This is a genomic window from Aquisediminimonas profunda (assembly GCF_019443285.1).
GTDB classification, from domain to species: domain Bacteria; phylum Pseudomonadota; class Alphaproteobacteria; order Sphingomonadales; family Sphingomonadaceae; genus Aquisediminimonas; species Aquisediminimonas profunda.
In genome coordinates this window covers 2,165,297-2,187,473 of sequence record NZ_CP080327.1, presented here as the reverse complement: position 1 = coordinate 2,187,473, position 22,177 = coordinate 2,165,297, and the positions used below count along the sequence as shown (strand labels likewise).

Genomic DNA, 22,177 nt, shown 5'->3' with positions numbered 1-22,177 from the left:
ATGGCCCCTTCCCTTACTGGCCTTGTTGCCTCTGAGGACGGTATCGTCGAACGCCCTGCGCTAGAGTTGCTGCAGGAACTTGGCTGGTCGCATGTAGACCTCTTCGATGAAGCGCCAGGACCCAACAACCCCACCGGCCGCACGTCGTTTCGCCAGGTTCACCTGCCTGCGCGACTGAGAGCCGCACTCACGAAGCTAAACCCTGGAATGCCCGAAGAGGCGCTGAAGCAGGCCGAAGCTCTTCTCACGCAAGACCGCTCGGCTAAGCTTGCGATGGACGCCAATAGGGAACTTCGGAACATCCTCATCGATGGCGTTCCCGTGCAGGTGCGTAAGGACGATGGGCGCTTTGAGGACCTTATGGTCCGCGTGATCGACTGGCTCGAACCGGCCGCGAACGATTTCCTGGTGGCCAGCCAAGTCTGGATCGAGGGCATCCTCCACAAACGACGTCCGGACACGATCGGCTATGTAAACGGACTACCACTGATGTTTGCCGAGTGGAAAGCTCCCACCCAGCCCCTGGCCGAAGCCTATGAAAAGAACCTCCGCGATTACCGCGACACTATTCCGCACCTGTTTGATGCGAATGGCTTCGTCATCCTGTCGAATGGTGTCGAGACGGTCATGGGCGGCAGCCATGCGCCCTACGAGGTATTCGCTCCATGGAAGCGATTGGAAGAAGGCGGGCCCGAAAGCATCGGCCTCGAGACCATGCTCAGGGCGACCTGTGAGCCATCGCGCTTCCTGGACATTATCGAGAACTTCCTGATCTTTGAGGAAGCCAGAGGGGGACTTCGGAAGATCGTCGGCAAGTATCATCAGGTGCTTGGGGTCAACCGCGCAATGGAGGCGGTACGGCACATCGGAGAGAATAGCGGACGCCTCGGTGTCTTCTGGCACACCCAAGGGTCCGGCAAGAGCCTCTCGATGGTGATGTTCGCCGAAAAGGTCCTGCGGCGCTTGGGCGGCAACTACACGTTCGTCATCGTCACTGATCGGACAGAGCTCGATGATCAGATCGCAGGGACCTTCGCCGCCACGGGCGCACTCACTAAGGACATCCGTCAGGCTCAGGCGGGCAGCCGGGCACATCTGAAGGAGCTTTTGGCGGGCAATGAGCGTTACGTCTTCACGCTGATCCAGAAGTTCTCGACGGACGACCGGGAGCCCATGCCGGTCCTCTCGGAACGGTCCGACGTCATTGTCATCACGGACGAGGCTCATCGTAGCCAATACGATCAACTCGCAGCCAATATGCGGTCGGCGCTTCCCAACGCTTCCTTCTTGGGCTTTACGGGCACGCCACTGATCCAGGGCGAGGAGAGCCGGACCCGAGAAGTCTTTGGCGACTATGTTTCAATCTATGACTTCGCTCAGTCCGTAAAGGACGGCGCGACGGTTCCCCTCTATTACGAAGCCCGCAAGCCCGAGCTGCAACTCAACGCTGATGAGCTTCGTGAGGAGATGGACGCGCTGCTTGATGAGGCGATGCTCAATGAGGACCAGGAGGCAAGGCTGAACCGCGAGTTCGCCAAGCAATACACGCTGATCACCAATCCAGACCGACTGGACAAGGTTGCTGACGACGTGGCGCTCCACTTCGCGCTCAGAGGTTATCGAGGCAAGGCGATGTTCGTGGCGATAGACAAGGCCACTGCCGTCCGGATGCATAACAAGGTCAAGGCAGCGGTTGTGCGACTGATCGCTCAGGACGAAGTGCGGCTCAAGACAGCCCATGAGGCAGAAGGCGCTGCAATCGCCGAGCGGCTAACCTGGCTACGTGAACTCGACATGGCGGTGGTCGTCAGCCAGGGGCAGAATGAGATCGACGACCTCAAGAAGAAGGGTCTCGACATCCTCCCCCACCGCGAGCGGATGCAGAGGGAAGACCTTGAGGCCAAGTTCAAGGACCCCCAGGATCACCTTCGGCTGGTCTTTGTGTGTGCCATGTGGATCACTGGGTTCGACGTCCCGACGATTGGCACGGTCTACCTCGACAAGCCGATGAAGAACCACACGCTGATGCAGACCATCGCGCGGGCCAATCGCAGGGCCGAGGGGAAGACTGCTGGCGTCATCGTCGACTATGTGGGCGTCTTCCAGAACCTGCAGAAGGCACTCGCTGTCTATGCCGGAGCGGGGACTGGTGACGCCACACCCATCCAGGACAAGAAGGCCCTTGTGGAGGCTCTTGAGGGGGCACTGGAGGTCGCCCAGGCGTTCGTTAAGCCCCTTGGCGTGGATGTGGATGCGGTGATGGCCTGCAAGGGCCTTGAGCGCCTTAAGCTCGTCAGTCACGCAGTGGAAACCCTGGTCGCACCAGACGAGCGTCGGAGGGAGTTTCTGCGGCTCACTGGGGGCGTTGTGAGGGCCTACAAGGCACTATTGCCGGACGAGCGGGCTGCACCCTATCTGCAGCCTGTAGCGGTCTTCCACACGCTTGGAGACGCTGTTCGGGCCAAGCTTGGACCGACCGACATTTCGGCCATATCGGCAAAGATCGCAGCGTTGCTCGACGAGAAGATCGAAGGCGTGGCGATCCTCACCCCCATCGTGGAAGGAGATGGCGATGGAGGCCGCGTAGACCTCTCCTCGATTGACTTCGAGAAGCTCACTGATCTCTTTGCAACCACGCCAAAGACAGCAGCCGCAAGACTGCGCGAGGGTGCCGAAAAGAAGGCCCAGGCCATGGCCGAACGCAATCCAACTCGGCTGGACCTTGTGGAGAAGCTCGAGACGCTGGTGGCCTCATACAACTCCGGGTCAATTGATGCGGAGCGGTTTTTTGCGGCGCTGAAGGCTTTCGTCGACGAAATGGACGACGAGGAGCGCAGGGCAGCCCGAGAGGGCCTGAGTGAGGATGAGCTGGCTATCTTCGATCTTCTCACCCGGCCGGAGCCAAAGCTCACGAAGGCGGAGGAGGTGTCCGTAAAGGCCGCCGCAAGGGAGTTGCTGGCGAAATTAGCACAACTCCTGGACGCGATTGATTGGACAAGGGGTCAGCAGACGCGAGGGGCCGTGCTCTCGGAAATTCGAAGCACTTTGGATGCGAAACTTCCGGAAGCACCATATCCCCAGGACATGTTGTTGACCAAGATCGACGCCGTCTGGGACTTTGTTCTCAGAAGATATGCAGAAGGAATAAGGGCCTAATCAGGCCTCGAAAGGGAACGTTGAGTGCGTATCATAAAGCCCGTGTCCGGGCGGAAGGCAAAGGCTGATGCCGCCGTCAGATTCGCCGAGCAGACCGCCAGACAAACAGGAGAGCACAAGACGGTAACGTTTAGGCTCGGCCAAGACGATCCGACGCCTGCGACAGTGCCTGCGAAGCCCCGGAAGGTGGGAACAAGCGGTATCATGCAGGACGCATTGAGCGATGCATTTAAGGCTGCGGGCCTCGAGCCCCCGGCTATTCCGCCCGAGGCTTCCAAAGCAGAGCGGCCACGCTCGTTATCCAATCCAAAGACCACTCATTTGCAAAGTGTCAAGAAGTCAGCAGATAAACCAAAGAAGCCCAGATCAGGATCGAATCGGCCGGCCAAGCGGCAGGTAAAGCTTGGGACGGCCATTGAGAACAAGCGCATTGCTCTTGAGACGGTGCAAGCCGCGTCACAGTCACGGTCAAAAAAGAATAAGGCCAAGCCACAAATAAAAACACGTATCATGGCCGCAAGCCACGTGGTCCTTGAACGAGAACTAAAGCTACAGACTCAAAACCGCGAAGCACGACTGGCGCAAAACGCAAGGATCCGATCCTATATCGTGGACAAGGCATCTTCTCCAAATGCCCCGATAGCGAAGGCTAATCCGAAAATTCCAAGAGGCTTTCAAGAGCTTCGTGACTTGTGGCTATCGAAAATCACATACCTACATCGGTTCGCTGAAAGAGCTGGGGAATCTCCCGACATTGTCGAAGCTCGAAGAATCGTTGCTGTCATCGAAAAGGAGTGGTTGCGTCGCTCAGGCCTTGGTCCCGAACATCCCGACTATTTCAAGTGGCCCTCGACTGAAGCACTGCGTGGTGATGGAAACCTTGATGTACGAGGGTGGCAAATCACGGGAATGCTGAGCTATCTTGGCTATCGAGTGGGGATAGGAGCAGATTCTCGCGACGCAGAGCGCCATTCGTTTTTGTCTCATTTGTTTGTAATGAACCTCCCGCCACTAAATGGACCCAGCTATCTGCAAGAATGGGCCCCTCCAGGAACAGAAGCTAGGCTGAAGAAAATGGCATACAGCATCGCTTCATTTGTGCGGCAGGCAAAGCGCAGAAAAACGACCAACCTGAAAGAAGCCATCCGCCAATGGGAGAACGATTTGAAGTTCCTCCATGACCGCTACTACTTGGGCAAATTCGGCTTTGGATGGCCAAACATTTAGAGAGATCAATTTAAGAATGAATCAAGATCACCCCTTGCAAGGAGACCTGCTCCTGTGAACGGCCTTGACCTGACGGCACGCGTCGCCTCAGATGATGCTGTATCGTTGCATCCTCAGAGAATCTTCGACAGGGATGAGGCGATTTGCGGAGAAGTGACGTTATGGCGACCGGAACTGAAAGCTACCTTAAGTGGGTCGAGCAAGCACATGACGGCGCGATCAAGCTGCCCGCGTTCCAGCGTGATTTCAAATGGACACGAAAACAGGTCATCGCTCTTTACGACTCCCTTCGCCGAGGCTACCCGATTGGCAGTCTAATTGCACTTGAAGGCACCAAAAAAGAGCTAAAAGAGCGTTCATTTCGAGGGGCCGTGAAGGATGCGGGCGGCAAGACTACAAAGCGCCTGATCCTCGATGGACAACAGCGTCTTACGGCTGGCATTGACCTTTTTTATGGTGACTCGGAAGAATCCCAATCTCAATATTTCATCGACCTCGACAAGCTTTTAAAGCTGCTCGAAAGCAGTGATATCAACATCGAAGATGATGCAGCAGTCGCTGAGTTTCTCTCTGAATTAGATCATGATGAGGGTTACTGCGTCGGGCGCATCTCCCGAAAAGAGCCTTTTAATCTTCTCAATTCAAAACACTTGCTATGGACTTCCCTTTTGCGAGTCGACAACTCGAAGTGGCGAGATCACTATCTCGAGCTCTATGAAATCCGATATCCCGAACGTAAGCCTCTCATAAGAAACGTGATCAAACCACACTTTGTCATCGCTAGCGGGCCTGATGTTCCCTATGTATCGATTGAGTCAACGTTGCAGTTAGATGCGATTAGCAGGATCTTTTCGACATTAAATTCGACAGGACAGGTTCTGACTCCGTTTGAATTGGTCGTAGCCGTCCTATTCTCGGATGAGATCGACATTCGCGATGATTTGAAGATTATCAAAGCAGCGTACCCCAAAATCAAGAACATGGATAAATCCGGAGAGATCACTCTTCAAACGGTTGTATCTCTCGGTGGTGGGAATCCAAAAAAATCACTTCTGCCAAAAGAGCTTAAGGCAGCTGTTTGGAATAACCGAAAGGATGAAGCCGCTGAGCTACTCTCAAAGGTAGGAGAGTTTCTAACAGACAATTTTGGTATGGCGCTGGATAAAACTGACAACCTGATCCCGTACGATTCGATCTTCATGCCAATGGCGATTGTGTTCAAGGAAGTCGGCTATTCCTCGCTAGGTCCAGGCGAGAAGGCTAAAGTCAACCCATGCCTGACTCGCTGGATCGTTGGATCGGCCTTGTCGCAGAGGTACCAGGAAGGGGTCCATAACAAGCAAGTTGGCGACGCGACGGACGTAATAAATTGGATAAAGCAGGGATCAGATGAGTATATGCCTGTCTGGTTGCGCGACGTTACGATCCCGTCGCTCACTTCTGTTTCCACTAAGGGAGCAATAGCAAATCTCCTTAGATGCCTAGTTAACCAAGAGAAGCTGATCGATCCCATTACAAGTGAGCCCGTCAATTTTGGTTTAGCTGGTACCGCCGCGCATCATATCTTTCCTAAAAAGTTCGTGGAGAAACTCGTCGGCTGGGACGAGAGCAAGGGCGACCGTGTTGATCTGTTTCTCAACCTAATGCAATTGACGGCGGCCACAAACGGGCGTTTTCTCAATGATGATCCCTCGCTTCAGATCGTCGACGCCCTGGCAAATCTGCCAGACGTAGAAGTGGTTCAGCGATACGAGCGGCAAGCAATCCCTCAAACCGCCTTTGAAGTATTGCGTAAGCCAATCAAAGGACGCTCAGATTTCGTAGACTTCCTCAAGTTGCGGGAGACTTACTTCGAAGGATGCCTGGCCAAATGGGGATTCACCAAGATTACACATGAAGTCGTCGAGGATGAAAACGAAATGGGCTGAGCCCGAATAGCGACCGCATACCTTGCCCGCATCAGTCGGCATTTTCCTGTTTTGAATGTCCGCATTCCACAACCATCCAGAGATTTGGCAATTGGATGGCGGCAATGGCAACAGCGGGCCCGATTGGAGAATTCACCAACGAATTGGGTACAAAGAAGAATGCGAATTGATACCTCATTTGACGTAAGAACTGACGCGGCTGGAAAGGATCCTGACAGTCACAGTCCCACCCTTCGACAATACCACCGGCTCCTTTGGAGCAAACCATTGCCGAGCGGTCGACCCTTCTACCTGAATGATACTATGCCTGGCGCTTACCTCCATCATCGTTCCGAACTGGGTGAGTTCTCTCTGTCGAGCGACTCAGTCATCCCATCTTTCACAAGATGGAAAAAGTTGAGCCACATCATCGAGCTATTCCCCGAGGAAGAAAACGAGGCCTTTAGGAGCATTGGCTACACAATCGGCGGGATGATGGTTTTCCCTGGGAACAAGATTGATGGCAAGCAGACAATCAACGGAGCACGCGGGTTCAATGGGAAGATTGCGGACCGCCTCGATCTCACGCTAGAATGCATCCGTCGGCACTACTTGATCCAAGAAAGCCCACTCGCTGAGACGTTGTCCAGATATAGCGAGTTCTTCGCATTGTTCGATGACTTCAACGGGTATGTCGACTTCTTTATGTTGCAGGACCTCGTCACCGAGGACTACGCAACGATCAACTTCTTTATGCCATTCGATGACTTCAAGACCCCATCGGTTCCAGGGGATCGGGGCGCCTATGTTCAGTACCGCCATCGCAGCATCGAATTCGTTGAGGCTCGAAATCGTCGGATCGACCTAACGCATAATAACCCAACCAGCAGCCCCATGGCTTGAAAAGATGGGCGGATGACATGAAGGTCCGACCGGCCATGAGGGGCGCGCAGCGAACCCGCCAGTCGCGAATAGGTGACCGCATTCTGCGGAAGGTATAATCAAACCCTAAAAAGGGGACCCGTTCGTTGCCATTCAATCGACATTGGTTCCTATGTGGAACTGGGGGATACTGACGTGGTTGACTTCCCAGGTCCGCCGGACCATTGCTCAGGAAGCATCAAGAGCCGGGCTCGTGCCCTCACCAACCTGCCAGACCCGGCAAGGTGGTACCCGCAAGGGGATGTGGCCGGACGGCAACTAAGTGGGCCGCTTCAGCAACTTCCGAGTGTGTAGGTGGGTCTAGCTCCTGATCGAACATCGATAAATGGAGCCAAACATGTCACAACCATTGAGAAAATCCTTTGACGATATGACCCCTGAAGAGCGTGCATTTCACAGCTACGACCTGATCGGCTGGATCGTGACGGGCATCATGAAGGAGGGTAATTGCGAGCGGAACGAGAAGGTCGAGGAACTGATCCATCATCTCGATAAGGCACTGCAAAGAGCCCTGCGGCTTCATCGGGTGGTGCATTAGAACTGATTCCTCGCCATGAGCATGACTGGCTGGTCATCACAGCGTCTGACCCAGGCACGACCGTGGCGCTCAGAGTCGCTGTAAGCCTTGCTGAACCCCTAAGTCGTGCTCAGGTCACTTGGGAGCCTTTAGGTGGGCTTCGAGTCCTGAGGGCATTAGAGGACTCTGTGGAACTTAGTGGCCTATAGCCAGCGCAGTGGCTGAAGTATCATATTGTCATTCATAGCTACGGCAGCTTCCTCCCAATTGCAGACATTAGCGCCGTGCGATACACCGACCGAATGAAACCAATTGTCTATAACAGTTCACGAGGTTGGGGCATTTATGGAATGCTAATCTCTCTTCTCTTCGTCGCGATGTTTATTTGGTTTTTCATTCATCCACACGGTCGAGCCACTGCCCTCGCTCCCGAAGGTATCATAATATTTTGTTTTGGGATCCTCAGCAGTAGCGCACATTTCATTCGTCCTGCACGTCTCGCGATAGCAGCAGACGGTTTCTCGTTCCATCATCCCCTTTGGATCACAAATCATAAGTGGTCGGAAATTGACGACATCTGGCTGTTACAGCGTACGTATTCTCCACTACTAGTTTGGCGACTGAAGGTCAGGCCAACAAAGTTGGCCGGTTCTGAGGCGCAAAATACAAACAGTTATGACGGTGCTCTTCCAGTGATGTGGCGCGGCAAACAGACTGAGATTGCGTTGCGTATGATTGCTGCGTTGGAAGCGGATGCTCGTGCATCACATTCACCTGCCTGACACTGTGCAAGGCAGTTATCTAAATCACCGGCCCGAACTTAGTTAGTTCTTGCTGTCGATCGACCTGTAATCCCATCGTTCACGAGATGGAAAAGGTTGAGGCATGTCATCGAGCTATTCTCTGAAGAGAAAAACGAAGCCTTTCAGAGCACAGGATACACAATCGGCGAGATGATGGTCTTCCTAAGAAACAAGATTGACGGCAAGCAGACTATCGACGGAGCGCGAGGCCTCAATGGCAAGACTTTGGACTGGTTTGATCTCACATTCGAATGCATTCGCCGGCACTACTTGCTTCAGGACAGCCCGCTCGTTGAAACGTTTTCCAGGTATCGCGCGTTCCTCCCACTTTTGGATGACTTCAAGACCCCATTGGTTACAGGGGAAGTGAACGTCTTTATCAAGTATCGCCGCCAAAGCATCGAATTCGTTGAGGCTCGAAATCGTCGGATCGACATAACGCTTAGTAGCCCAATTAGTGGCTAAACGACTTGAAGCGATGAGCGGATGACATGAAGGTCCGACCGGCCATGAGGGGCGCGCAGCGAACCCGGTTGTTGCGAATGGGTGATCATAATCTGAGACAAGTATAATCAACCCCTCGAGTGGGGACCCGTTAATCACCATTCAGTTATTTTTGGGACCAAATGGAGAGCTGGCGGATCTTTATGGTTCAAAGAGGCATTTTGCCGGTACTTAGCCTTTATCGGCTCCGCGAAATTCAAGTAAGCACAGCGACAGCAATGCAATGGGCGCTAGCCACCAAAATCAGCGTCGCAACATTTCTTGCCCCATAAGGCAATGTCTTTGCATTTGGTCGGTGCTTATGGGATGCACATCAAATGACCGAAAGCCTCTTTGCCCACTTCACCGCCGACGACTGGTACGAGATACTAGACATTGAGCTGACCGAAATCTTGGATAAGTCCGGTGCCGAGATCACGTCTGAAGTTGATGAGGTGCTGGTGCGGTTCAATCGAACGCTTAGGGAAGCTTTGGGTTTAGCCAATCCAACCCATCCTGGCGTTGTCGCTCAATGAACTTCTGCATCTGATGAAGCCATTTTTGGTCTCCATTGTGGTTCTTCGCTTCACCCGTAAGCTGGTAGGCGATGTGCTCAGAATTCAACTCACACAGCATCAAGCCGCTTTACAATTTGATCCGCGTTGCAAAGGATCACCCTGTTTGATGAAGCCAGCTCAATGGCAGCTTCTGTAAAACCGCCTGATGCACAAACGACGGCATAGTCGGTTCGATAATGCGAACGAGCTGCCACAGCCTCTTGGATGGCCTTCACTCCAACCGGCTTAACCGTGTCTTTGCATTGGACTGCGTATCCAAGATCGTCCTTTGATGCGATGAGATCAGCGCCAAAATCACCGCTCATCGGCGTGATATGGACTTCAAATCCACCGTCTACCAATCGACGCTCGCAATCTCGTTCGAAATCTATGCCGCGCCCAGCAGTCTTCGAAATTTTGAGAACAGCTGCATCATGCTTTGCCAAAACAATTAGTGCCCTGGCTGTATTGTCGTAAAAGTCGATGAAGGAAGTATCTCCCGCGAACTTTTTAACGACCTTTTCTAATGACTTTTGGACAGCATTTAGGTTTTCACGGCCAAGTGCATCAATCTGTGTATGGGTGCCAATCAGGTTTTGGATCAGGTTTCGGTTCGGCTCGTAGATGTTTAGAATTATGACAAGATATAGAGCCGCATCTATGAGCTCAAATCCTTCTATATAGAGTTTCTTTTCCAACCCCTCCACCGAAGTAAGAAGTTTTACCGCATTTTTCCAACGGCCATTCTTTGCCAGAAGAGCGCCAAAGCGATCTAATCCTGCTTTCACCAAAGCCATGTGGATTGGATTGTCCTTTGGGAATTTACTGGGGCAAGTCATCTTATTTCGATGGTAGTCGTATGATAAAGCGTACGGCCTTTTGCCTAGTTCGGGATGATTGCGCAGTACGGAAAGAATAGCGTCTTTCTCTTCGAAGAAAGCTGTTAGGACCTTATCCGCCATCCTAAAAGATGTAATATCAGAATTGAGACCGTCTTCTAATGGCACCTGATGCTCCCTCTTCTCTTGGGGAACCCAAGCCTTACATAGACAATTTCCTATCAGTCGAGCTGGCTATGCGCAACGGCCGCCCTTCAAACAGTTTGTCCGCCCTGGTTGATCCATAATCTACGAACGGCTTTGGTAGATGTTCTCGTTGCGATGTCCGAATGAGTATACTCACAGGGAACATGTCAGTGAGACACAATCAACGTCTCATTTAAGCTTGATTAGATTTATGAGACATGCGACTAGCCAATCCTTAGAGATAAATGAGACAGTCGGGAGGTCGTACCGTGGGTCAGCTTGTAGGATACGCTAGGGTCAGTTCAACGGGGCAATCGCTCGATGTGCAGCTTGAGGCCCTGAAGGACGCAGGGTGCGAAAAGATCTTCTCCGAGAAGATGTCAGGACGCTCTACAGAGGGTCGTGACCAGTTGGCCGAGGCTTTGGACTATCTCCGCGAGGGGGATACGCTAATCGTAACTCGTCTTGATCGCCTTGCCCGTTCAGTGGGCGACCTGTTCACCATCCTCGACAAGCTGACGGCAAAGAACGTCGGCTTCCGCTGCCTCAGCCAAAGTGCTGTCGATACCACCACCTCATCCGGCCGGTTGATGCTTGGGGTCTTAGGTGCCGTTGCCGCCTTTGAGGCTGACATCCGGAAGGAACGGCAGATGGAGGGCATCGCTAAGGCCAAGGCGGAGGGGCGCTACAAGGGCCGTCCAGTCGCCATCGACCGTGAGAAGGTTCGGCTGCTCCTTGCTGAGGGCGTAGGGCCCGCAGAGGTCGCAAGGCGTCTCCAGATCGGACGGGCGAGCGTCTATAGGGCCATGGAGGCTCGGGAGGGCCTAGGGGCCTCTTGATGGCCATTTTAGCGGAAGCACCTGACGGGCTTAGGATAACCGCAGCACAAGCGTCCGCCTCTCGCTATATGAAATTGGAGGGTGTTCCCACATCCGCATCGGCAATCGAGTGGGTAGGAGAGATAGCCTCGGAGCTGCATACTGCCAAGCCAGATGTCAGGCGCCCGAAGCCTGGCAGGTTATTCACGCGAGCTGTTGGAGCGTTGTTGTGTGACCTCCTCATCAATGCCGAAAAGGATCGAGCCACGTATGGCTTTCGCTCACATCGTGCCAATGGGTTTGTGGCACCGGGGGTTGGGCACGACACCTTTATTGCTGCACATCGCGGCCTTCAGACCTTAGGGCTGATTGAAGTAGCCAAAGGGTTCCAGCAAAAGGTAGTGTTCAGCGGGAAAGCCTCCTATCATCATGGCCAAGCCACTCGGGCCAGAGGGACGGACGCCCTATTCAGGCAATCAGAGGCGAAGGGCATTAGTCCGGAGAATTGGCGAGAGCATTTCCAGGTAGTGCCTTCGAACCCCGAAGCCGGTGTCATGTTCCCCCTCCAGTGCCGTGAGGGCTCGCGAGTGATACATGGCTTCAAAATCAAAGGCAGGAGCATTCCCATCGACCTTGAAGGCCCCGTCGAAGCCGCACTTCATACTCAGGTCGTCAAGCTCAACACATTCCTGTCGAACCATCTCATAGAGGGCTTGGGTCATCGAGGGTTTTCGCGCGTGTTCAGTCAGGGCGGTCGTGATGAATATAGGTGGAACAAGGGCGGACGCCTCTATTCTTTGGGTGCCAACAGCTATCAGAGTGCGAACGCTGAGGAACGCTCTGCCATGACGATAGATGGCGAGGCGGTTGTCGAGATTGATGTGAAGGCTTGTCACCTGACGATCCTAAGGGCGCTTAAGGGCGATAGGACCTCAATATTGGTGGACCCATACATCATCGAGGGTTTGCCGCGTCCAGTCGTTAAGGCCTGGGTGACGATGACCCTTGGGCATAGCCGCTATCACCTCAAGTGGTCGTCAAAAGTGCGCGAGAGCCTACCTGAAGATATAGGGGCAGCCCTAGGTAAGACCTATCCCATTGCCGCAACGAAGGAACTTATCATTGATGCCATTCCAGTGCTCAAAGACTGGCCTAGGAGCGAGTTCAGGTGGGGAGATTTTCACTTCATTGAAAGCTGCGTTGTGATCAAGGCCATGGAGACACTTGCCTATAGCCATGGTGTGCCTTGCCTTCCCGTTCATGACAGCATCATCGTCCCAGCTTCCAAGGCGCATCTGGCTGAAGGGATCTTAAAGCAGTCATTCATGGATGAAGTGGGGGTCTATCCCTTATTGAAGACTTCTGGCCTGCCAATCACCAGTTCGCCTTAGGTCGATGGTCAAGACTTTGAGGGGCCTATCGAGCATATCGATACCTGAGGCCATAGCTACGATATGGGGCGATAGGTGACCTTGGTAGTGCTTGATGGGATTGTTATTATCACCACCTAAGAGCCTAAAAGTTAGCGACAGGTACCTAAACGTATACTGGTGGGAAATTGGATCATGATCTCTTTTTGGGGCGGATCGTCCACCGTCCGCAAAGTGTAGCGGTTAGCCATTTGTGACCCACTCCGCCTAGGCGGTCCACCGGTTAACTTAGAGCCTGAGGCAATGGCTACCTTGGCGCAGCATCGCGCAGCGCCTTTGGCCTTGGTTTGATGCGTGGCCGAATGCGGCCCGAGGCAAAAACCAGCGCCGTCTCACCAATTAGCGGCTTGGCGGCGCTGTCAGTTTTGTAAACGGTCGGCGCGATCGCTGTTCAGGCGCCGGCCAGCCTCGGCCGAGCACGACGCATCGACGAGCCGACAAGCCCAAAACCGAGGAGCATCATTGCCCAGGTCGTGGGCTCCGGGACGGCCGTGTAATTGTATGTCAGGACGGCGCTGAAGAAGCTGTTGTTGTCCGGACTAAGAAAATCGTTCCCCAACCTTAAGTTGTACGCGGCCAGATCCACTGGTGTCGTGATAAGCGTGTCAAGGCTCGAATTATTCAATCCGGGATCCGTTCGCGAATAGTTGATGTTACTGCTGGTCACGAAATCTGCAGGATTGAGCGTAAGATCTGCAAAGCCTTTGGCGAACGTCTCAAATTGAGGTGACAAGGGGGAAATTATGTCAACCACAGTCGAACCGGCGCCCGTGATCGGGATATTGAAACTGGACGTTTTGACCGGCGGCTGGCCAAAAAAGAGAGAGAAGCCGATTGATCCATTTATCGACCAGTCAAATGGAACCTGGGTTGGTGATCCAGGGGCAAAGAGGCCTCGGCCGGTGAGAAAATACGCTCGCCAGGAGCTGACACTGAGTGACAGTTGAACGTTATCGAGTTTGCCAAGAGCCTGATCAAAGCCGATAAATCCCGGACCCTGTGTATTGTTGGTCACAGTCTGGATAATGGTTGCAGCATTTGCCGGGGCTGAAACAATCGCCGCAGCTGCAACTAGAAAATGTGAGACCCGCACTTTGATTTCTCCCTGATAAAAAATAAATATTATCCAAAATCATCAATGACGTCCATAATTAAATATAAATTGTTTCGATCTAGGTCATTTGTGATTTTATTATCATATATGGGTAGATTACTTCTTTTATTTCGTTTATGTTGAAATTAGAATTAAATTGACAACCCCGCATCCTATTATGCAAGTGGTTTAAAAGCTTCTGATCCTAGTTAGTTCATCACAGTATATGCCTCCCAGGGCTTCTCAGAGACCCACTGGGAGCCCATATTGCCATGAGGGGTGACCTAACGGGCAGTTTAAACTCCCACGTGCATCCTAGAAGCTTTGCAATGAATGTCCCGCTTTGGAGGTGATTTATTCGGGCAATTAGGAGGAAGTAGAAGGCTATATCGTGTATTATAGGGACACTAAGGGCGACCGGCCTAAGAGGATAACAGTCGGGGATTATTGGCAACCACGCGCTTAAATGGGCAGTATCAAGGTTACAGCCCCATATGACCTCGGAAGCGTGCCAAGGCACAACACGAGAGATCCAACTTAGGGTATTCTAATTGGTCAATCTGCATTCCGAGCGCTATTTTGGAGTGGCAACCCTCGCCAGCCCTTTTTCCGCAGTCGATGCCCCTAGACGCCGTCAACTTGATAATGAGGAATTTTCGCTATCGCTTTCGCCATAGCCGTTATGGACGCGCCATCATAAGTCCGGCCGACAGTCTGAGGGGCATGGCCCTGAATGGCGTCAACCATCCTCTCTTCCATTGCCCAATCATGCGATAGGCCCTTGAAGCGGTAACGCCACCCGTGTGAGGGCATTACATCCTTGTCCGCAATGCCAACTTCGTTCCTCACCCATTCGGCGATCCGTTCTCCAACCTTCTTGACGTGACGATTGGTGTCTTTCTGAACTTTCACGAGCGTAGGATCATAGAACAATGGCCCCGCCCCTGTTTCTTGAACAACGGCAAGAAAGCCTTGATCTATTAGGTGCTGGTGTAGAGGCACAATGCGAGCTTCTTTGTTCTTGATGGTGCCAGCGTCGGGCGTAAGGCGCATTGTCCAGTGTCCCTCGATCTCCGTAATGTCTTTCCCCCGAAGCTGGCTAAGCTCATTCACGCGAGCGCCCGAATACGCCATGAGCCAAGGCATCCAGCGCCTAGCGCGAGCATAGCTCACTGAAAGTCTTGCTGGAGGCGGGTCAAGTGTAGCCTTCAAGATCGCTCGTGCTTCGAGATCTGTGAACGCCTTGCTGCGTAGTCGGGCAGCCTTGGGAGTATCGACCTTCACCGCTGTACCTGGATTATGGGTTAGCAGCTCCTCACCGAGCGCCCATGCATAAGTAGCCTTGACCGGCCGGATGTATTTGTTGCGAACGGTTACGGGGCTGCGCTTCGTCCCTTTGGGCAACACCTCCTCACGTAAAACATCACGCCAACGTCTGAGGTCGGATGAAGAAACTGCAGCAGCATCGTCATGGCCAAGGAATTTCACGAGACGAACTATACTCGCCCGCCATTCCTCTCTCACATTGGGCGTCATGCCTCGCGAAGCCGCATAGGCATCAAAGGTAGCCAGCAGAGGAACGCGAGGTCCTATTGGACTAGAAGTGCCTTCAAGCGGCTTACAGGGCTTTATCGGTGTCTTCGTACGTGCTCCGCCTTGTGAATGTTCGGGGTCCATACGGACCTGGTAGTGATCAACCCACATCCGGGCAGCGGCACCTGCAATCGCTTCACAGAGGTCCTTCAGGTCTTCACCATTTGGATCAAGAATGTAGCCCATATCTGTTGCGTATTCGTAGACCCATTCTCCCCAATATTCTTTCAGTTCATCACGGTTACCATAGCCTTCTAGCAGTTCCCTACTAGCCAAATAGTCTTCCTCGGGGTTCCCTCGAGGCATGAAACGGGGATAGGGTGATGGGAGCCGATCGCGCTGGGCTTCGTCTACAGCTAAAGCCTTGTGCGAAAAGCTATCCGCCAGGTACCGGACGAGCGGAGGGTCCAACGGATCAAACGAGCCAGAACTCTGTTTGACGGCTTTGTTTACTTCGATATCAAATTTTCGCGCCTCGGCCTCATACAGTGCAAGAAAACCAGGGGCTCCTTCTCGACCTAAAGAAGCTTTGTGTTCCCTTCGGCCGATAAGCACCCTTAGGTGCGGTGGGAAAGCTCTGCGGTAACTGGACCTGCCAGATTTATGTTTAAGGACGTGTTTCAATAGTATCGCCATATAGCGCCTCTTTGTACCTTCGTCATGTGCCTTGTGTGTCAACAAAGAGACGAAAAATGGCGCTTCTGCTGGATTTCAGCCCCCGCAAGAGGGCATGGTGCCGGCTGCAGGGATCGAACCCGCGGCCCCCTGATTACAAATCAGGTGCTCTACCATCTGAGCTAAGCCGGCACATGCGGAGCGCCATTTGCGCGAATTGCGAGCGAACGTCCAGCCCTTGATGTAGCAAAATTTCTATCGCCAGGCTGTGGAAGGAGAAGATGTCGCAGCACTCCCATTCACAGGAAGCCTCAGCAAAGCTGAAAGCTTCGCGCGGAATTGCGCGAGTTCATTCCCGCTGAGTAGGGATGTTGAAGCGAAGCTGACGGTCATGGGATTGACGACCTGACCCGACCGATAAACTTCAAAATGCAAATGTGGCCCCGTTGAAAGTCCGGTTGAGCCCACATAACCAATGACTTGGCCTTGAAATACTCGGCTTCCGGGACTGACAACGATACGGCTCATGTGGGAATAACTTGTCCCGAGAATGTTGCTATGGGCAATCCTGACCTGATTGCCATAGCCGCCTGCCCAACCTGCATTGGCGACGAAACCATCGCTGACCGCACGGATCGGCGCGCCATATGGTGCGGCATAGTCGACGCCACGATGCAGACGCGTGTATCCGAGTAGCGGGTGGAATCTCATGCCGAAGCCGGAACTGATCCGGGCATAGGCAACCGGCTGGGCAAAACCGCCCCCCCGCGCCTGACCTACACCGGATGCCTCATACCAATCCGTGCGGCCACCAACAGTCCATTGCAAAAGCTGTGTCTTGCGGGACCCACGGTAAAGCCCCGCATAGAGCAACTTCCCGACTTCGGTTTCCCCGGTCGCCGCTCGCGCATGTTCCACGATCAGGTCGAACCGAGCGTCAGCATTGACATCACTCCCAAGCGAAAGTTTGGATGCAATTGCGCGGATATAGGATTCCACTGCCCGAGCCGGAACGCCAGCAGCACGCGCCGAGCGATAGAGACTGTCTCCGACCTGACCCTGTATGCGAAGCGGTGTCCGATCAACCGAAATGGGAATGCGTTGCAAGGCTAGCCCCGCTCCTTCGCGCTTCAGGACGAGCCCAAGATCAAGCCGTGCGCGGAACGCCAGAAAATCGAGAGGTCGCGCCACATTGCGATTGGTGCGGCGTCCAAGGGTCAGCTTGATTTGAGTTCCGGGCTTCAGGTCGCCCAGAGCAGTCGCACTGGAAACAAGGTTGGCAACCTGATGAGCCTCATCTTCCCCGACACCGGCGCGTTCAAGGACGCGGGCAAATCCATCCCCTTGCCCCAGCGAAGCTGTCAATTCGAGAGTAGGTCGTTCAGGTGCATTGGCCAATGCAATCACGGCATCGGTTGCAGCCATATGCTTGCCTGTGTCGCCGCCCCAGGCAGCCGGAGCGATCGTCTGGGCCCTGGTCTCCTCCCAGGCATCGTGACCCAATGGGGCAGGCACAGCAACCGGCAATGGGCGCATATCCGGCATCAACATGATCGGCAAAACGCACAGCAGGGTGCAGGCAAAAAGCCCGCGAAACCATTCGAGAGAGCCGACATTGGCGCCAAGGTCTGGAACCCAATCAAGCCCAGACAGATATTCGGCCAAGCGATCGAAACGGCCGGCCCAGCCCTCCCTCTCTACGGGCAGTGCATGCGCGGAGTTGAGCGTCAGCGTCAGGCCCGCATGGCCAAATCCATGTTCGCTGCGCTGAAACAAAGGCTATCGCCCCCTCTTGACCCCGGTTCTTGACTGTACGGCCATTTAACCGACGCGTCTCCGGTATTTCTGGCCCAAGATGGTTAATGTCAAACTAAGAGCCGGATATTTCTGCTATTTTTGCGCTGAATCGTGCGAATTCCCTGTCCTGCGATTCTTCCCCTTGCGTGAATCGCTTGAGCAACCAATGTGTATTGTATGTCAGGCGCTTCGGTTAAAGCGGTTCTGGGGCCGACCAATACGGGCAAGACCCACCTCGCGATCGAACGCCTTTGTGCGCATTCGAGCGGGATGATGGGCTTTCCACTGCGCCTGTTAGCGAGGGAGGTCTTCGACCGTGTGAGGTCGATCAAGGGAGACTCAGCGGTTGCACTGATTACAGGGGAAGAAAAGATTCTTCCGCCGCATGCGAAATGGTTGATTTGCACGGTTGAATCAATGCCGGTGGAGCGCGACGTGGCATTTGTTGCGATTGACGAGGCGCAACTCGGCTCGGATCCCGAACGAGGGCATGTCTTTACGGACCGCATACTTAATGTGCGCGGACGCGAGGAGACAATGATTCTCGGCGCCGCAACCCTTGCTCCTTTGCTTCGCTCACTCGTTCCAGAAGCAGAGATTATTAATCGCCCGCGTTTCTCCAATCTTAGCTATGGGGGACCGAAGAAGTTGTCCCGGCTTCCTGCACGGTCAGCCATCGTCGCCTTTTCTGCAGAAGAGGTTTACGGAATAGCGGAAATGATCCGCCGAACGCGCGGCGGCTCTGCCGTGGTTTTGGGCGCGCTGTCCCCTCGTACTCGCAATGCTCAAGTCGCAATGTTCGAGTCTGGAGACGTGGACTATCTTGTAGCGACTGACGCGATCGGAATGGGTCTCAATCTCGATCTCGGGCACGTCGCATTTGCGAGCCTGTCCAAGTTCGATGGCAAGCGCCAGAGGCGACTTTACACTTCTGAAATGGCGCAAATCGCCGGACGGGCCGGCCGACACCAACGAGACGGGACCTTTGGTGTACTTGCAGGCGGTGAGCGACAGCAAAATTTCACAGACGTTGAAATTGAACGTATCGAAAATCATCGGTTCGCGCCGCTTGACCACCTTTTCTGGCGTGAAGCTGAACCTGACTTCACATGCATGGATGCACTCATTGCTTCGCTTGAGAGAACGCCCGACCTCATCAACCTCAGGCCAGCACCGGAAGCCATCGATCTTGCTGTCCTCAAAAGAATCCAAGAGGTTGGGGAACTTCGCGATTTGCTGAACACACCGGCTCGTATCGCCCGTCTGTGGGAGGTTTGTGGTCTTCCAGACTTTCGCCATATGGGCGCGGAATTCCATTCAAGACTGGTGATGCAGATATTCCGGTATCTCGAGTCAGGGGCCGGCGTCATTCCTGCTCATGCCATCGCTTCGGAACTCGCTAGGCTAGACTCTGTGCAGGGCGACATTTCTGCCCTGACCGGCAGGATCGCCGCGGTGAGAACCTGGGCCTATGCATCGCAACGGCGCGACTGGCTCACAGACGCTGAAGAATGGGCGGAACGCACGGTCGCCCTTGAACAACGGCTTTCGGACGCGCTTCATGAGAAATTGACCCAGCGATTTGTTGACCGCCGAACCACTCTACTTGTCCGCAGCATGGCAGCAGACGCGCCACCGCTTGACGTGCGATTTGCGGAAAATGGCGCGATCATGGTCGAGGATGAGCCCCTGGGAACTCTGGACGGCTTCGTATTGCGGATCGATCATGCAACGCGTCTTGAAGATCACAAGCGCTTGATAGCTGCCGTCGAAAAACGGCTGCCGAGCGAAATTGAACGTCGTGCTCTTCTGCTTATTGACGGATCAGAGCGCGAATTCACATTGTGCACGCTGCCTGGCCAAGACATTGCAATCCTCTGGAAAGGGGCCAGTGTCGCTACCCTTCGGCGTGGTCGCACATTGCTCACTCCTTCGGTTCTTCTCCATTCCGCCCTCGGGCGACTACCGCCGGTATTGCGTTTGCAGGTGCAAGAACGGCTCGAGACCTGGCTGACGCATTGTGTCCAAACTCGCCTGGCGCCCTTGAATCAATTTCAACGGATTTCAAAAGATCCTGAAATGCCGGCAGCAATACGCGCAATTATTGCGACGCTCATAAGCACAACTGGCCTTTGTACACGCTCCATGCTCGATACAAATCTTGAGGCACTTCCGCCGCCAGAGCGGCGACGGCTAAGACAGACGGGGATCGTGATCGGCGCACTCGACATTTTTCACCACGGCTTGCTGAAGCCGGAAGCAACACGACTGAGAATGGCATTGCTGGCGGTGGAACGTAATCGCCCTATGCCTCCGCTACCGATGCCTGGGCTGACGCTGCTCGACCGACCCGCGCCAGAATTGGCTGCCAGTGCATTGGACGCAGGATATCGAAACTTTGGCAACCAAATGGTCAGAATAGATCTCGTCGAGCGGATCGCGCGGGCCTTACACGAACAGCGAAGCGGCAAGAGCAGCTTTGTTCCTGACGCCACAATTGCCACCCAACTCGGTATCGGACAACCGACGCTTGCACGAATTATGCGCGCGCTTGGCTTTAAGCCCGCGGGCTCGACCAACCCAGAGCTTTGGCGCTGGATCGGAAGGCACCGCAGAAAACAGGAGCTTATCAGACCGAGTGGCAGCTTTGCTGTCCTGCGTGATTGGATACGAAAGGAAAAATCCTGAGGCTGGACAAGTTTCTCTATTTTATCCGGTTTGCGAAAAGTCGATCCAAATCGACGGCATTGATCCTTGAGGGGAGCATGCGCATCGATGGCAAACCGGTTTCCACGTCCCATGTCGAGGTCCGGGTCGGCCAGACAATTACATTGATTGCTCAGAGCAAGGTCCGAGCAATCCGTGTGGTGCGAATGCCTGTCCGACGCGGACCGGCCGCTGAAGCACAATCCTGTTATGAAGAAATGATGGTGCCACAGCCGATTGACGTGGGCTATCGCTGATTCTAGGCAAGAGTCGTACAAATCACGGAGAGAGCATAATGACCTATGTGGTGACCGAGGCCTGCATCAAGTGCAAGTACATGGACTGTGTCGAAGTCTGCCCCGTGGACTGTTTCTATGAGGGCGAGAACATGCTGGTGATCAATCCCAGCGAATGCATCGACTGCGGTGTGTGTGAGCCCGAGTGTCCCGCCGAAGCCATTCTCCCTGATACGGAAAGCGGACTTGAGCAATGGCTTGAGCTGAACAACAATTTCTCAGCATCATGGCCGAACATTACCAAGAGCCGTGAGGCTCCGGCCGATGCGGATGAGCATAAGGGTGAGCAAGGGAAGTATGATAAATACTTCTCACCGGAACCGGGCCAGGGAGACTGATTGTTTCCCAGCAGCCACTTCAAAAGAACACAAAAAAAGCCGCCGTTCCCGGCGGCTTTTTACTGAGATTACAGAGGGTTAGCCCTTTTTCAGGGTCAAACCGCCAAAACGCTTGTTGAAACGGGCAACCTGGCCGCCTGTGTCAAGCATCTGGCCGCGACCACCGGTCCAAGCAGGATGCGCAAGTGGATCAATATCGAGTGTCATCAGATCGCCTTCCTTGCCCCATGTCGAGCGCGTCTCGAACACGGTGCCATCGGTCATCTGCACCTTGATCATATGATAATCGGGATGAATGTCTTTTTTCACTGATAAAGCTCCGGTTATTTGGCTGGTTTCCGACCAGCCGGGGATGCGAAGCGGCGCCGATAGCGGCTTTGCCAGAGAAGAGCAAGCGTCAAGCCGGCGGGTCGGCGATCATGGCAGTAAAATTAGCCTCTGCCGCGACTTTGCCGTCTACAAGCGCTCTACCCGCAAATTTACAGACACTAGAACGCTTCTGCACAAATTCGACCTCAAGTCGCAACAAGCAACCCGGTTCCACCGGCGAGCGAAACTTCGCACCTTCGATTGCCATGAAATAGACGAGCTTGCCTGACCCGACGAGACCGAGGCTTTCAACAGCTAGAACACCGGCTGCTTGTGCCAGGGCTTCGACAATCAGGACGCCAGGCATAATCGGGCGCCCCGGGAAGTGCCCGCTGAAGAAATCCTCATTGATCGACACCGCCTTGATGGCGACGATCGACCGGTCGGGGATGATCTCCTCGACACGGTCGACCAGAAGCATTGGATAACGGTGCGGCAAGGCTGCCATGACCGCCCGAATATCAAGCGGTCCGGTTGGCGGCCTCGCATCGTCACTATTGCTCAC

General features: G+C 54.0%; 19 protein-coding genes, 1 tRNA gene and 1 riboswitch. Of the genes, 13 read left to right on the top strand and 7 right to left on the bottom strand.

Going from position 1 to position 22,177, the window contains the following annotated elements:
• The 8 genes from K0O24_RS10860 (at window position 1) to K0O24_RS10825 (ending at window position 9,571) form a co-directional block, all read left to right on the top strand.
• Window positions 1-3,156: a type I restriction endonuclease subunit R gene (locus K0O24_RS10860; protein WP_219892776.1), complete on the top strand. Its 3,156-nt coding sequence runs from the start codon at window positions 1-3 to the stop codon at window positions 3,154-3,156.
• Window positions 3,157-3,180: 24 nt separating this feature from the next.
• Complete coding sequence (locus K0O24_RS10855) at window positions 3,181-4,383, top strand: hypothetical protein (RefSeq protein WP_219892775.1); 1,203 nt, start codon at window positions 3,181-3,183, stop codon at window positions 4,381-4,383.
• A 161-nt stretch (window positions 4,384-4,544) separates the two neighbouring features.
• The gene (locus K0O24_RS10850) at window positions 4,545-6,311 is read left to right on the top strand and encodes a GmrSD restriction endonuclease domain-containing protein (protein ID WP_219892774.1); all 1,767 of its coding nucleotides are present in this window, start codon (window positions 4,545-4,547) and stop codon (window positions 6,309-6,311) included.
• Between the two features lie 159 nt (window positions 6,312-6,470).
• Window positions 6,471-7,193 carry a DUF6994 family protein gene (locus tag K0O24_RS10845; RefSeq protein WP_425514736.1) on the top strand — a complete coding sequence of 241 codons (723 nt, stop codon included), beginning with the start codon at window positions 6,471-6,473 and terminating at the stop codon, window positions 7,191-7,193.
• Between the two features lie 209 nt (window positions 7,194-7,402).
• Window positions 7,403-7,504: riboswitch (SAM-I-IV-variant riboswitch) on the top strand.
• Window positions 7,505-7,569: 65 nt separating this feature from the next.
• Entirely contained in the window at window positions 7,570-7,770 is a 201-nt protein-coding gene (locus tag K0O24_RS10840; RefSeq protein WP_219892772.1) for a hypothetical protein, read from the top strand.
• Window positions 7,771-8,051: 281 nt separating this feature from the next.
• Window positions 8,052-8,531: a hypothetical protein gene (locus K0O24_RS10835; protein WP_219892771.1), complete on the top strand. Its 480-nt coding sequence runs from the start codon at window positions 8,052-8,054 to the stop codon at window positions 8,529-8,531.
• Between the two features lie 96 nt (window positions 8,532-8,627).
• Window positions 8,628-9,017: a DUF6994 family protein gene (locus K0O24_RS16960; protein WP_425514735.1), complete on the top strand. Its 390-nt coding sequence runs from the start codon at window positions 8,628-8,630 to the stop codon at window positions 9,015-9,017.
• Between the two features lie 356 nt (window positions 9,018-9,373).
• Window positions 9,374-9,571, top strand: coding sequence for a hypothetical protein (locus tag K0O24_RS10825; protein ID WP_219892769.1), 198 nt, complete (start codon window positions 9,374-9,376; stop codon window positions 9,569-9,571).
• Between the two features lie 89 nt (window positions 9,572-9,660).
• Here K0O24_RS10825 and K0O24_RS10820 read toward each other — a convergent pair whose 3' ends face one another.
• Window positions 9,661-10,599 (bottom strand): restriction endonuclease, encoded by a 939-nt coding sequence (locus tag K0O24_RS10820; protein ID WP_219892768.1) that lies wholly within the window; start codon window positions 10,597-10,599, stop codon window positions 9,661-9,663.
• A gap of 287 nt (window positions 10,600-10,886) precedes the next feature.
• Between K0O24_RS10820 and K0O24_RS10815 the strand changes: the two genes are divergently transcribed.
• Both K0O24_RS10815 and K0O24_RS10810 read left to right on the top strand, forming a co-directional pair.
• Window positions 10,887-11,456 carry a recombinase family protein gene (locus K0O24_RS10815; RefSeq protein WP_246610954.1) on the top strand — a complete coding sequence of 190 codons (570 nt, stop codon included), beginning with the start codon at window positions 10,887-10,889 and terminating at the stop codon, window positions 11,454-11,456.
• On the top strand, window positions 11,456-12,826 hold the full coding sequence (locus K0O24_RS10810) for a hypothetical protein (RefSeq protein ID WP_219892766.1): 1,371 nt from the start codon (window positions 11,456-11,458) through the stop codon (window positions 12,824-12,826). The genes K0O24_RS10815 and K0O24_RS10810 overlap by 1 nt, the downstream gene beginning before the upstream one ends.
• A gap of 430 nt (window positions 12,827-13,256) precedes the next feature.
• Here the strand turns inward: K0O24_RS10810 and K0O24_RS16800 are convergent, their stop codons facing one another.
• The 4 genes from K0O24_RS16800 to K0O24_RS10790 form a co-directional block, all read right to left on the bottom strand.
• On the bottom strand, window positions 13,257-13,958 hold the full coding sequence (locus K0O24_RS16800) for a PEPxxWA-CTERM sorting domain-containing protein (protein ID WP_246610953.1): 702 nt from the start codon (window positions 13,956-13,958) through the stop codon (window positions 13,257-13,259).
• Between the two features lie 624 nt (window positions 13,959-14,582).
• Window positions 14,583-16,106: a site-specific integrase gene (locus K0O24_RS10800; protein WP_219892765.1), complete on the bottom strand. Its 1,524-nt coding sequence runs from the start codon at window positions 16,104-16,106 to the stop codon at window positions 14,583-14,585.
• Between the two features lie 176 nt (window positions 16,107-16,282).
• Window positions 16,283-16,358, bottom strand: a tRNA-Thr gene (locus K0O24_RS10795).
• Between the two features lie 63 nt (window positions 16,359-16,421).
• Entirely contained in the window at window positions 16,422-17,942 is a 1,521-nt protein-coding gene (locus tag K0O24_RS10790; RefSeq protein ID WP_219892764.1) for a M23 family metallopeptidase, read from the bottom strand.
• A 198-nt stretch (window positions 17,943-18,140) separates the two neighbouring features.
• On the opposite strand from K0O24_RS10790, the gene K0O24_RS10785 reads away from it, so the two are divergent.
• Genes K0O24_RS10785 through fdxA form a run of 3 tightly spaced genes read left to right on the top strand, consistent with a single transcriptional unit; the run spans window position 18,141 to window position 21,303 of the window.
• Complete coding sequence (locus tag K0O24_RS10785; protein ID WP_219892763.1) at window positions 18,141-20,651, top strand: helicase-related protein; 2,511 nt, start codon at window positions 18,141-18,143, stop codon at window positions 20,649-20,651.
• Window positions 20,627-20,926, top strand: coding sequence for a S4 domain-containing protein (locus K0O24_RS10780; RefSeq protein WP_219892762.1), 300 nt, complete (start codon window positions 20,627-20,629; stop codon window positions 20,924-20,926). The genes K0O24_RS10785 and K0O24_RS10780 overlap by 25 nt, the downstream gene beginning before the upstream one ends.
• Window positions 20,927-20,964: 38 nt before the next feature.
• Window positions 20,965-21,303, top strand: coding sequence for a ferredoxin FdxA (gene fdxA, locus K0O24_RS10775; protein ID WP_219892761.1), 339 nt, complete (start codon window positions 20,965-20,967; stop codon window positions 21,301-21,303).
• A 78-nt stretch (window positions 21,304-21,381) separates the two neighbouring features.
• Here fdxA and rpmE read toward each other — a convergent pair whose 3' ends face one another.
• On the bottom strand, window positions 21,382-21,612 hold the full coding sequence (gene rpmE / locus K0O24_RS10770; RefSeq protein WP_219892760.1) for a 50S ribosomal protein L31: 231 nt from the start codon (window positions 21,610-21,612) through the stop codon (window positions 21,382-21,384).
• Between the two features lie 88 nt (window positions 21,613-21,700).
• The gene (gene fabZ, locus K0O24_RS10765; protein WP_219892759.1) at window positions 21,701-22,177 is read right to left on the bottom strand and encodes a 3-hydroxyacyl-ACP dehydratase FabZ; all 477 of its coding nucleotides are present in this window, start codon (window positions 22,175-22,177) and stop codon (window positions 21,701-21,703) included.